Below are 12,829 nucleotides of genomic sequence, written 5' to 3' on the forward strand. Positions count from 1 at the left end.
TCAGTGTTTGGTCGCAAGTCCCGAAAGTGCCCGCAGTTCGGCACTTGGCGACAGATCACGCGGCACATCGATATTGCCAGACCGGAAGAAACGGTTTTCAACCACCGCTTCCTGTTCTTCCATCAAACGTTGGGCGGCACACATATGCTGATAGGTCACCGCACGCGCGGTTTCCCCGTCCCCCTTACGAAGGGCCTCGATCAGGCGAAACTGATAGTTGCGGCCGGTTTCGCGCAGTTCGGTATTGGGCTGGTCATAGATCTTTTTGCAGACCGTCAAATTCATCAGCAAATCGATCATGAAGCGGCAGATAAAGGACAACAGCGGATTGGGGCAAAGCTCCACCAGCATCAGATGGAATTCCAGCTCCTTGATGCGTTGCAGCCGGGCTTCCTCGATCGAGGTCGGATGGCTTGCATACCATGTCATGACCTCTTCAAGGCGTTCGAAATCATCTTCTTCGAGATGGCCGATACAGGCCGCGGCCATTTCTGGCTCCAGCAAAATCCGGAGCTCGTAAATGTCGCGGATCGTCAGATCCTTGAAAAAGAAATAATTGGCCAGTAGTTCGACCGCGCGCCCCTCGGACACGGTATCGATAAACGCCCCGCCGCCCGGTCCGGTGCGGGTGGCGATAATCCCTTGGGTTTCCATGGATTTTAACGCTTCGCGCACCGTGCCCTTTGATGCCCCCAGAAGGGTGATCAATTCGGCTTCCTGTGGCAGACGTTCGCCCGGGCGCAGGCCGGTTTGCGCGATGTAATCCTTTAGCGCGTCGGCAATGATATCGGAACGCTTCCGCTCGCGCTTGCGCGGGCGTGTGGTCAGTTCCAAGTCCTGTTTCGGCCCCTTGATCGGGTTCTTTGTCATTTGTGTTTCCCTGTCGCGCCAAAAGGCATTTCGGCGCCTATTCTATCCTGTTTGCCGACGTTGTCACCGGATTGAGCGGATGCAGACATGCCGCATCGTGATTATCAAGCCCATATTGTGCATCCGGCACGGTGGCAACACAATCATCCTGGGCTCGTGGACACCGCGGTGCAAAGGCACATCCCGGTGGCGGGGCCAGCGGATCGGGCAATTCCGCGCTGGCATCTTCGACCGTCAGGCCGCGTTTGCCCGGCACCGGCGCACTATCAAGCAACAACCGGGTATAGGGGTGCTGCGGCTTTTCAAAAAGCGCGCGTCCGGGCGCCTGTTCAACCACCCGGCCGAAATACATCACCGCCACCCGGTCACTGACCGCCTCGACCACCGAAAGGTCATGACTGATAAACACATAGGTCAGGCCAAATTGCGCTTTGAGCTCGGCTAAAAGGTTAAGCACCTGCGCCTGAACGGACACATCAAGGGCCGATACCGGCTCATCAAGCACAATAATTTCCGGTTCAGCGGCCAATGCCCGGGCAATGCCAATGCGCTGCGCCTGCCCGCCGGAAAATTCATGCGGATAACGATCAAGAAATTCCGGACGCAGATTGACCGCGTCCATCAATTCCTTCATCCGCTGATCAAGCGCATCGCCCGAAAGCCCGCGCAAATGACGCAAGGGTGCCGCCAGCGTTTCACGGATCAATTTGCGCGGATTAAGCGAGCTGATCGGATCCTGAAAGACATACTGAATGCGCTTGGACAGGGCATTGCGATCAGCCGCCATCAGATCGTTCATATCCGATCCGGTCAGCGTAATCGTGCCTTCCGTCGGGTGATCAAGACCGACCAGCATGCGCGCCAGTGTCGACTTGCCACAGCCAGATTCCCCGACAATGCCAAGTGTTTCGCCCTTGCGCACGGCCACATCAATACCGCGCACGGCATAGACCGTCGGCTTCTGCCCTCCCAACAATGTTCGCCCCCCACCAAAGGTGCGAACAAGGTCGCTTGTTTGCAAAACGACGTCAGACGTCTCAGACATTTGCCGCCTCCATCGGTTTGATACAGCGCACCCCATGCCCGTCGCCCAGATCATCAAAGCTGATCTCGCCAACCCGGCATTTATCCTCTGCCCTCTCGCAACGATCAGCAAAGGCACAGCCGGCAGGCAGGTTGTTCACCGCCGGCGGCAGGCCCGGAATAGCGGCCGTGCGGCGGTCCGGTTCACCCAAACGCGGCACGCAATCAATCAGCCGCTTGGTATAGGGATGGGCCGGATGGCGAAGCACCTGTTCGGTCGTTCCCATCTCAACAATTCGTCCGGCATACATCACCGCCACGCGATCACAGATTTCCGACACCACACCAAAATCATGGGTGATGAACAGGACCGACGTCCCGTGATCGGTACGCAGATTGTTCATCAGTTTCAAAATCTGCGCCTGCACGGTGACATCAAGGGCCGTGGTCGGTTCATCGGCTATGATCAGTCGCGGCTCATTGGCAAGCGCCATGGCAATACCGACACGCTGGCGCATGCCACCCGAAAGTTCATGCGGATAGTTTTCCGCCCGGCGTTCCGGATTGGGAATACGCACCATGCCCAAAAGCTTGACCGCCTTTGCCCAGGCATCCTTGTAACTGATGGCATTATGGGCGCGGATCGCCTCAACCAGCTGATCGCCAATCGAAAACAGCGGATGCAGCGTTGAAAGCGGGTCCTGGAAGACATAGGCCGCCTTGCCACCACGAATGTCACGGACCTGACGTTCGGACATGTCAAACACGTCTTTGCCATCAAACATCACCCGACCGCCGGCAATCGTGCCAGGTGGGGATGCGACAAGCCCCAAAAGCGAAAGCGCGGTAACCGATTTGCCCGATCCGGACTCACCGACCAGCCCCACGCATTCATTTTTCCCGACCGAGAAACTGACACCGCCGACCGCCTTATAGGTATCATCGCCCAGAACAAATTCGGTGCGCAGCTCATCAACGGCGAGAACCGTGTCATCGGAAACGGCGTTGCCTGTGCCTTCGTCGCTGCGATCAATTTTGGTCAGCGGTGCCGGACGGGCCAGTGCGCCTGATTTCAAACGCGGATCCAGCACATCGCGAATACCATCGCCCAGCAAATTGATGCTCATCACCAGGATAAAGATCATCGCACCGGGAATGGCCGAAAGATGCTGTGCGGTTGTGATCAGTTTGCGCCCCTCGCCCAGCATGGAGCCAAGGTCGGCCTGCGGCGGCTGCGCGCCAAGCCCCAGGAAGCTAAGCCCTGCGGTTTCAAGGATCATCCAACCCACCGTGGTCGAAATCGTAATCACGATCACCGGCATCACATTGGGCAGGATTTCGGTCAGAAGGATCCGGATATGTCCCTTGCCAGACAGCTTGGCGGCATCAACGAATTCCCGGTGCGCGATGCCAACTGTGACGCCGCGAATATTACGGGCAAAGAACGGGATATTGACGACCGCAATGGCATAAAGCGCATTCATCAAGCCCGGACCAAGAGCCGCGACAATTGCCAGTGCCAGCAGGATATAGGGAAAGGCCATCAACATATCGATGCCGCGCATCATGATGTTATCGGTCCGCCCGCCGAAATAGCCCGATACGATCCCAATAGTCGATCCGAACAGGGCCGCGACCAAGGATGCCGAAATCCCGACTGCCAGACTGACCCGCGTGCCCCACAGCAAACGTGATAGCAAATCACGGCCAAGGTGATCAGTGCCCAGGAAATGCCCATCGGATAATGGCGGCAACAAGCGTTGCGCCGGGTTGGTCACATCCGGATCGGGCTGCGGCAGGATTGGCGTAATCAGGACAATCGCCACCACAAGGGCCAGGATCACCGCCCCCATCAGGGCAAGCTGGTTGCGCGCCAGAAGCCTGAAGGCCGATGGTCGTGCGGAGCGCTTTTTGGTTTTGATGTCCTGTGCTGTTGCTGTGTTGCTGGTCATGCCTTCACCCTCGGATCAAGCAGATGCTGCAACACATCGGCAAACAGATTGAACAGAACATAGCTGCCCGCGACAAGAACAACCCCACCCTGCACCAGCAGGATATCACGGGTTGAAATCGCATTGACCAGCATGCGGCCGATGCCCGGCCACTGGAACACGGTTTCAATATAAACTGCCCCGCCCAGGACAAAGCCCGCCTGCACCCCGATCACCGGAATGACATTGACGAGTGCCGCCTTGAAGGCATGGCGATAAATCACGCGGTTTTCATCAAGTCCCTTGGCCCGTGCGGTACGAATGAAATCCTGACGCAGCACTTCAAGCATGTTTGAGCGCGTCAGTCGGGCAATAATCCCGGTCGCCACGACCGCGAGCGTGATAGAGGGTAAAATCAAATGGCGGATTAGATCAGGCAAATCCCCGCCGCCATAAATCGCATACATACCGCTGACCGGAAGCCACCGCAATTCAACGGCAAAGAACATCATCAATAAAAGACCCAGCCAGAAACTGGGCACGGAAATGCCAATCAGAACCGCAAAGGTCAGCGCCTTGTCGGCCCAGCCATACTGACGCACAGCGGAAATAACACCGGTCAGAAGGCCAAAAATTGTACAGAGAACAAGAGACGTTCCCGCAAGGATCAGGGTCGCACCAAACCGTTCGAGAATTTCATCCAGGACCGGTCGGTTCAGGCTGTAAGATCGCCCGAAATCGCCCTGAAGCATATTGGTCAGCCAGATCCAGTATTGTTCGACCATGGTTTTGTCCAAACCAAGATCGGCGCGCAATTTCGCGACATTTTCCGGCGTGGCATAGGATCCAAGGATCGCCAATGCCGGATCACCGGGGATCATCGACATAATCAGAAAAACGATCACGGTCAGGCCGAATAACACCGGCACCATCAGGATCAATCGACGTAAAATATAGACGTGCATGGCAGGCTCGTCTGGCTAAGTGCGGGAAACGGAAATTAAAACAAGAATGCCGGGGCAGGCTGGCCATGCCCCGGCATTGATCAGTTCTTTACGACGTCATCAAGCAGCAGGAAGAAGGACGGCTGCAATTTGAAGCCATCAACCAGCGTGCTTGAAACCGCGTTCTGTTTCCAGTTCGCGATAAAGGCCCACGGCGCATCGTCATAGACGATTTCCTGCATCTCGCGATACAGCTTGGCGCGTTCGGCCTGATCGGTCGAAGAGCGGGCTGCTTCAAGAAGCTTGTCGACTTCCGGGTTGGAATAATAACCCGAGTTGAAGCCACCCTTGTCCGGCCATGCATCGGTGCGCAGTGCCAGATACGGCAGGGTGTCCGGATCGTTGGTCATCCATGCCATTTCTGCCATGTCCGCCTTGCCTTCAAGACCCGGGTTCACCTTGCCAAGGAAGGTGTTCCACTCATAGGTCTCGATGGCCACGGTCAGACCGATCTGGGCCAGGTCTGCCTGAATGGCAGCGCCCATCGGCACCGGATCAAGCATGCCCGAACCGCCTTCGGTGACATAGAAGGTCACCTCGGCACCTTCGGCGCCAGCTTCCGCGATCAGCTGTTTGGCCTTTTCGATGTCATGCGGATACGGCTGCAGTTCCTCGTTATAGGCCCATGCAAATGCCGGCGGGGTCGGGCCGGTTGCGATTTCGGCGGTCCCCTGAAGCACGTTTTCAACCAGTGCCTTTTTGTCGATGGCATAGTTGATCGCCTGACGGACTTTCTTGTCCTTGAACGGACCTTCCTTGAGGTTCAGGATCAGGAACCACAGGTGCGGACCTGCCTGTTCATAGACGCTGAAGTTATCGTCACCCGAAAGCTGGGTCAGGCTGTCTGGCGGCACTTCGACCATCAGATCAATACCACCTGCCATCAGCTCGGCCACACGGGTATTGGCATCCGTGATCGGACGGAACACCACCGCCTCAAGCTTGGCGGGATCTTCCCAGTAATCGTCGTTGCGCACGACAACCACCTTGGCATTGCTTTCCCATTCGGCAAACTTGAACGGGCCGGTACCCACCGGATTACGACCGTAATCCGCACCACCTTCACGCACTGCTGTCGGCGAGACGATCAGACCGGTCGGATAGGCAAGGTTGGACAGGAACGGCGCATAGGGCGCGTTCAGTTGGAATTTGACGGTCAGGTCATCAACGACCTCGACCTCTTCCACCGCACTAAAGAAGAAGGAAAGCGGGAAAGGACCAGTGTCATGTTCGGGATGATTTTCATCAAGCATACGGTCGAAATTGTATTTCACCGCCTCGGCATTGAACGGTGTGCCGTCATGGAAGGTCACACCATCGCGCAAGGAGAAGGTGTAAACCGTCCCGTCATCAGAGATCGTCCAGCTTTCTGCAAGGGCGGGCTCAACTTCAAGCGTGCCGTCCTTGTAACGCACCAGACCATCGTAAACATTCATCAGAATGCGGAAATCATTCACGGCGGTCACCGCCGCCGGATCAAGTGATTTGGGTTCGGCAATCTGACCGACCACCAGCACACCTGGTGGTGTCTGGGCTTCGGCCGGGCCGAAACCGATTGCGGAAACCGCAAGGGCTGCTGCTGCAAGCACCCCCTTAAACAGGCTTTTCATTCAAGCCTCCCATGTTGAAACCTTCCTGTTACCCCCGGTTCATACCGAACCGATCGACAACGCACCGCTTGTGAGGTGTTCTTTTTTGATTGAACGTTTCCCGAGTTCCGAACCCGTTGTCGATGCATTCGGATGTCACGGTTGCAAAACATATTTATAATGATAAATTCGAATTGAGCAAATATTTATCATGATAAATGCAAGACAGCATCCTCGACCAAGCTGTCCATCAGGCGGGAAACATGACCTACACAATCGTTGCCAGAGACCCGAAAACCAACGCGATCGGCATCGCGAGTGCGACGGGAAATCTGGCTGTGGGCGGCTTTGTTCCACATATCAGACCCGGTGTCGGTGCCATCGCCACACAGGGATTCTCGACAAATTTCTGGTACGGGATCAACGGGCTTTCACTGCTTGAACAGGGCGAACGTGCGGAGTCGGTGCGTGAAAAACTGACCCGTGAGGACAATGGACGCGACTGGCGACAACTGATCATCCTTGATCACAATGGTGAAACCGCCGTCTGGACCGGTGAGAAAAACCGATCGGAAACCGCCCAGATTACCGAACGCGATCTGGCGATTGCCGGCAATATGTTGGCCCATCCCAACGTGCCCGATGCCATGCGCGAACGGTTCGAAACCATGCGCGACGGCGACGAACCGTTTGAAAAATGCATCCTCGAAGCCCTGATTGCCGGGTTTGATGCCGGCGGGGATGTGCGCGGCACGACATCGGCCATGATCAAGGTCATGTCACCAGATCGCCTGCCGCTTGATCTGCGCGTTGATGACCATTCCGATCCGCTGCGCGAACTGATGCGCTTGTATGGTAAAACCCAGGATCCGGAATATCGCCGCTTCTTTGATCGCCTGCCGACCCCCGACAATCCCCACCAATACTAGGAAACAGGGCCCCAACCGCCATGCTTGGCCAACTGATTTATGACCGCCTTGAGGACGCCGCCACCCACAGCCAGCCTGGCCCGGGCGTCACCCGCCTGTTTCTGAGTGACGAGCACCGCGCGGTCACCCCGATGATTCAGGACTGGATGACCAAGGCCGGCTTGATCAGTGAAATTGATGCCGCAGGCAACATTGTCGGGCGCGACCAGAAGGCACTTGATGGCGCGCCAACCCTCATCATGGGATCGCATCAGGACACTGTCGTTTCAGGCGGGAAATATGACGGCATGCTGGGCGTGGCCCTGCCGATTGCGGTGATTGAGCACCTCAATAAATCTGGCGTCGATCTGCCATTCGGGATTGAAATCGTCGCCTTTGGCGATGAGGAAGGCACGCGCTTTCAATCAACCCTGGTCGGATCACGCGCCCTTGCCGGTAAGCATGACCCGAAATCACTTGAAGCCACCGATGACAAGGGCATTTCGGTTGCTGATGCCTTGCGGGATTTTGGCTGCATGCCAGAAGACATCCCTGCCCTCAAACGTGACAAGGCCAATGTGCTGGGCTTTATCGAAACCCATATCGAACAGGGTCCGGTTCTTGAAAAACGTGACCTGCCGGTCGGGGTTGTCACGGCATTGACCGGTATTGAGCGCCACCGCATTCGCATTCAAGGGAAGGCCAGCCACGCTGGCACCACGCCGATGAATGACCGGCATGACGCACTGGTCGCCGCCGCCGATGTCATTCATCAGGTCGAAGGCGTCTGTTCGATGACCGATGGCATGGTCGGTGTTGTTGGCAAAATTGAAGTCAGTCCGAATGCGGTCAATGTCATTCCCGATCATGTGGATTTGACCATTGAGTTGCGCGCGCCTGAGCGCATTGTCCGGGTTAATGGCCGCGGGCAGATCCTGTCCGCCCTGCCCAATATCGCGACCAACCGTCGCGTCGAAATATCAGCCGATCTGACCTACGAGGCCGAAGGCGTGCCATGTGCCAACTGGATCATGGATGGGTTGGGTCAGGCGATTGGCGAACAGGGGATTGAGCCTTATCGCCTGTTTAGCGGGGCGGGCCATGACGGGCTTGCCATGCATGACCTTTGCGATATCGGCATGCTGTTTGTCCGCTGTCGTGATGGGCTCAGCCACCACCCCGATGAGGCCGTCACGCCTGAGGACATTGATGTTGCGGCCAAGGTTCTGATCGACTTTTTACAAATGGTCGGCCCGATAAAGGGGCTTTTGGGCAAATCTTCGCGCTGACAGAGCCGGTTATACGCACTTTTTTTAAGCGTTCTTGCAAAATATTCCCACGCGCGCCGATCCTTTCGGCGCGTTTTATTTTGTTTTGCCGCTAAAAACCGCATCCAAACCGGAAACCAACATCGCGCCTGATCAACTTTTTGGCGAATTTATTTCAGTTTTATGTATCATTCCTCCATGTCGTTTCACTTGGCGTCGGTGAAATGCAATTCGGGGGAACCGTCGTGTGCTGGCGTCATTGGCCGGGGTTGCGACCCTGGGGCGGCATGGTACAGGCCGACACCTGTATTTTGAGAAGTGGGAGTATCTCAATTCGACATTTCAGTCTCTGATCAGGAGAAGAAAGCACATGACCGATCAGCCAATTCTTCTGGGCTATGACGGAACTGATGCCGCGCAGCGCGCCGTGGAATTCGCGGGAAAACGTGCAACAGCAGAGGGCTGCGCAGTCCATCTGGTTTACGTTCTTGAATGGTCCCCATACAGCTTCCTGTCGACACAGGAACTTGAAGAACGCCATCAACGGCGAACAGAAGAATTGTCGCGGGCAGAGGAAACGCTCAAGCCCGCCTTGGAGGCACTTAACAAGCTTAAAATACCGGTAACTTCGGAAGTCCGTTACGGCCATTCCGGCGAACTGATCTGCAAAATCGCCGAAGACAAGGGCGCATGCCAGATCATTGTCGGCCGGAAAGGTGGATCGGCACTGGGCGCGCGGCTGCTGGGCAGTTTGCCGCTTACACTGGTTCAGGCATCGCCTGTTCCGGTCACTGTCGTTCCCTAAGGCAATCACACGAAGTTTAACCGGAGAAGCATCATGTTCTGGAAAAAGACAGCAGCGGCCAGCGCCGTTGCAATGATGTCGGCCATCCTGCCGCAAATCGCACACGCGCAGGAAGCCGGCCTTGATGACAAAATCAATCAGGCGATCGCACCGATTTCAAATGTGATTGCCGGTACCATGTTCTATTCCGTGCCGATTGCCGGCACTGCCTTTCCGCTGATTGTCGGCTGGCTGGTGGTGGCTGCAACGATTTTTACGCTCTATTTCGGTTTTGTGCAGTTTCGCAAATTCGGCCACGCCATCTCGCTGGTGAAGGGCGACTATTCCCATCCCGAAGATGCCGGTGAAGTTTCGCACTTCCAGGCGCTCGCCACCGCCCTTTCGGGTACGGTCGGGCTTGGCAATATTGCCGGTGTGGCCGTGGCTGTTTCCATCGGTGGACCGGGTGCGACATTCTGGATGATCCTTGCCGGTCTGCTTGGCATGGCATCGAAATTCACCGAATGTACGCTGGGTGTTAAATACCGCACCGAACTGCCTGACGGGCGTGTGTCGGGCGGTCCGATGTATTACCTGTCCAAGGGATTGGCTGAAAAAGGCAAACCTGGCCTTGGCAAGGTTCTGGCCATCCTGTTTTCGATCTGCTGTATCGGCGGTGCTGTTGGCGGCGGCAACATGTTCCAGGCCAACCAGGCCTTCCAGCAGGTCGTCAATGTCACCGGCGGTGAAAACAGCTTCCTGGCGGGGTCAGGCTGGTTGTTTGGCCTCGTCATGGCAATCATTGTCGGCGTCGTGATCATTGGCGGGATTAAATCCATCGCCAAGGTGACCGAAAAAATCGTACCGCTGATGGCGATCATCTATGTCACCGCAGGCCTGATCATTATCATCAGCAACATCTCCATGGTTGGCGATGCCTTTGCCCAGATCTTTGTCGGGGCCTTTACCGGTGCCGGTGTTGCCGGCGGTGTTGTTGGTGCGCTGATACAGGGCTTCAAACGTGCGGCCTTCTCGAACGAAGCGGGGATTGGCTCGGCGGCCATTGCCCACTCGGCCGTGCGCACCAAGGAGCCGGTTACCGAGGGCTATGTCGCCCTGCTCGAACCGTTCATTGATACGGTCGTGATCTGCACCATGACCGCCCTTGTCATCACCATCAGTGGCGAACTTAATTCCGGTCTGACCGGTGTTGAGCTGACCTCGGCGGCATTCGCTTCGGCCTTCACCTGGTTCCCGCTGATCCTGGCGCTGGCAGTTGTGCTGTTTGCCTTTTCAACCATGCTGTCATGGTCCTATTACGGGCTTAAAAGCTGGACCTATCTGGTCGGTGAAGGCAAAGGCAAGGAGATCATCTTCAAGCTGTTCTTCTGCCTGTGCGTTATTGTCGGGGCTTCCATGAGCCTCGGTCCCGTGATTGATTTCTCGGACTCCATGATCTTTGCCATGGCGATCCCGAACATCATCGGTCTTTATTTCCTGATGCCCGTCGTACGCGGCGAGATCAATCAATACTGGAACAAGATCGACAGCGGCGAGATCAAGAAGGTCAAATAAGCCGAAATTTTGAAACGATTCCAAACACCCCTGCCCTTGGCGGGGGTGTTTTGGTTTGCGCCTTGCGCCTTGCGCCGATGACATGGCAGCTCCTCAAGCCCGCGGCTATGCAAACCCCGGCAAATATGCGATTTTAATCGGCACAGGCAGCAGGCTGTGATAGAAGCCGCGCCAGAGAGATTTCCCGTATGACCTATAAGAAGACCCGCAAGTGATGAGTGATCAATCGCGCCGTTCCGAATTGCTGATGCCCGCAGGCTCGCTCGAAAAGCTGAAAGTTGCCGTGCTTTATGGCGCAGATGCCGTTTACATGGGCACACCGGACCTGTCGCTGCGCGTCAAAAGCCAGATGTCACTGCAAGACGTGGTTGACGGCATCGAATTTGCCCACAGCCATGGTGTGCGGGTCTATCTGACACTCAACCTGTTTTCGCATAACAAGGATATCGACAAGCTGCCGGAATATGTCGATACCGTGCGCAAATGTAAGCCCGATGGCCTGATTGTCGCCGATCCGGGTGTTTTCATGTTTGTCCGCGAACATGCGCCGGAACTTGACCTTCATGTCTCGACCCAGGCCAATGTCTGTTCCTGGCAAAGCGTGAAATTCTGGCAGAGCATCGGCGCGAAGCTCGTCGTGCTCGGCCGTGAGGTTTCCTATGAGGAACTCACCGAAATCCGCGAAAAATGCCCCGACATCAAGATCGAGGCCTTTGTGCATGGCTCCATGTGCATGACCTATTCGGGGCGTTGCCTGCTCTCGAACTTCATGGCTGAACGTGGGGCGAACCAGGGGGCCTGTGCAAACTCGTGCCGTTGGAAATACAAAGTCCACATGAAGCTCAAGGACGGCACGGTCAAGGAACTCAAACTGACCGAGGAAAACCTCGAAATGTTTGACTTCTTCCTTGAAGAAGACATGCGTCCGGGCGAGCTGATGGAAATTCAGGAGGACGAGCGTGGATCCTACATCCTGAACTCCCGCGATCTTTGCATCATGCCGAAGCTTGAGGATTACCTGAAAATCGGTGTCGACAGCCTCAAGGTCGAAGGCCGTGGCAAAAGCCCCTATTACGCCGGTCTCGTTGCCCGTGCGTACCGCATGGCAATTGATGACTGGTACAAGGATCCGGAAAACTGGTCGGCCGAAGAATACATGAAGGAACTCTCGACCATTCCGAACCGGGGCTACACGCTGGCCTTCCATGAAGGGCGCCTGACCAATTACGCGCATGGCTATGACAGCAACACCAATGTCTCGGATTGGGAATTTGCCGGTCAGATCGTCGAGGTCGAGGACGACGCGTTTATCATGACGGTGAAAAACCGCATGCTGCCGGGTGACGTGATCGAAATCGTCCCGCCGCGTTCGCGCCAGACCATTTTCATCCGCATGTATGAATTCATCGATGCCAAAACCGGCAAGGTCGGTGAAGCCGTGCACGCCAACACCCATCCGCTGATCCGCCTGCCGTTCTCGCTGTTTGAACAGGAAGACCCGGAATTCCTGCGTCGTGAAATCCTCCCGATGACCATCGTGCGCAAGGAAAAGGCCCTGTCGGAAGATGAATGGCAGCGCCTGAAACTTGATCAGGAAGGCCACAAGATCGAGATGGGCAAGGGCAACGAAGACCGCTATGACGCCAAGCGTGATGCGCTTCAGACCGCCCTTGATGACCGTCAAAAGGAACGCTCCTTCCGCACACCACGTGTTGGCACCAAGGGCTGCTGTGGCCGGGGTTGCAATGGCTGCCTGATCTTCTGGCACGACCCGACCTACGCCAAGGCACGCGAAGTTCTTGCCAAGCGCAAACAGGGCGAGATGCTTGAAAAAGACGGCAAGACGATTGCCGCTGAATAAGCAGCCCGCACATCGC

General features: G+C 56.1%; 10 protein-coding genes. 5 read left to right on the top strand and 5 right to left on the bottom strand.

The genetic code is table 11. The features are described 5' to 3' along the window. The 5 genes from ACXAIA_RS18720 to ACXAIA_RS18740 all read right to left on the bottom strand — a co-directional run bounded on the left by ACXAIA_RS18720 (position 1) and on the right by ACXAIA_RS18740 (position 6,438). The gene (locus ACXAIA_RS18720) at positions 1 to 870 is read right to left on the bottom strand and encodes a FadR/GntR family transcriptional regulator (RefSeq protein ID WP_475345348.1); all 870 of its coding nucleotides are present in this window, start codon (positions 868 to 870) and stop codon (positions 1 to 3) included. Between the two features lie 37 nt (positions 871 to 907). After that, positions 908 to 1,915: an ABC transporter ATP-binding protein gene (locus ACXAIA_RS18725; protein WP_475350683.1), complete on the bottom strand. Its 1,008-nt coding sequence runs from the start codon at positions 1,913 to 1,915 to the stop codon at positions 908 to 910. Continuing rightward, positions 1,908 to 3,845 carry a dipeptide/oligopeptide/nickel ABC transporter permease/ATP-binding protein gene (locus ACXAIA_RS18730; RefSeq protein ID WP_475350684.1) on the bottom strand — a complete coding sequence of 646 codons (1,938 nt, stop codon included), beginning with the start codon at positions 3,843 to 3,845 and terminating at the stop codon, positions 1,908 to 1,910. The genes ACXAIA_RS18725 and ACXAIA_RS18730 overlap by 8 nt, the downstream gene beginning before the upstream one ends. Further along, positions 3,842 to 4,789: an ABC transporter permease gene (locus tag ACXAIA_RS18735; protein WP_475350685.1), complete on the bottom strand. Its 948-nt coding sequence runs from the start codon at positions 4,787 to 4,789 to the stop codon at positions 3,842 to 3,844. Before ACXAIA_RS18735 ends, ACXAIA_RS18730 begins: the two co-directional genes overlap by 4 nt. A gap of 80 nt (positions 4,790 to 4,869) precedes the next feature. Further along, positions 4,870 to 6,438, bottom strand: a complete 1,569-nt coding sequence (locus tag ACXAIA_RS18740) for an ABC transporter substrate-binding protein (protein ID WP_475350686.1) — start codon at positions 6,436 to 6,438, stop codon at positions 4,870 to 4,872. A 242-nt stretch (positions 6,439 to 6,680) separates the two neighbouring features. On the opposite strand from ACXAIA_RS18740, the gene ACXAIA_RS18745 reads away from it, so the two are divergent. From ACXAIA_RS18745 to ACXAIA_RS18765, 5 genes are all read left to right on the top strand, one after another. After that, positions 6,681 to 7,346, top strand: a complete 666-nt coding sequence (locus tag ACXAIA_RS18745) for a DUF1028 domain-containing protein (RefSeq protein ID WP_475350687.1) — start codon at positions 6,681 to 6,683, stop codon at positions 7,344 to 7,346. A 20-nt stretch (positions 7,347 to 7,366) separates the two neighbouring features. After that, on the top strand, positions 7,367 to 8,614 hold the full coding sequence (locus ACXAIA_RS18750) for an allantoate amidohydrolase (protein ID WP_475350688.1): 1,248 nt from the start codon (positions 7,367 to 7,369) through the stop codon (positions 8,612 to 8,614). Positions 8,615 to 8,963: 349 nt separating this feature from the next. Beyond that, positions 8,964 to 9,398: a universal stress protein gene (locus tag ACXAIA_RS18755; protein WP_475350689.1), complete on the top strand. Its 435-nt coding sequence runs from the start codon at positions 8,964 to 8,966 to the stop codon at positions 9,396 to 9,398. 33 nt (positions 9,399 to 9,431) lie between these two features. Further along, complete coding sequence (locus tag ACXAIA_RS18760) at positions 9,432 to 10,952, top strand: alanine/glycine:cation symporter family protein (RefSeq protein WP_475350690.1); 1,521 nt, start codon at positions 9,432 to 9,434, stop codon at positions 10,950 to 10,952. A gap of 214 nt (positions 10,953 to 11,166) precedes the next feature. Beyond that, complete coding sequence (locus ACXAIA_RS18765; RefSeq protein ID WP_475350691.1) at positions 11,167 to 12,813, top strand: U32 family peptidase; 1,647 nt, start codon at positions 11,167 to 11,169, stop codon at positions 12,811 to 12,813. Positions 12,814 to 12,829: the final 16 nt, after the last annotated feature.

This window comes from Thalassospira sp. ABL2_045 (assembly GCF_056161285.1).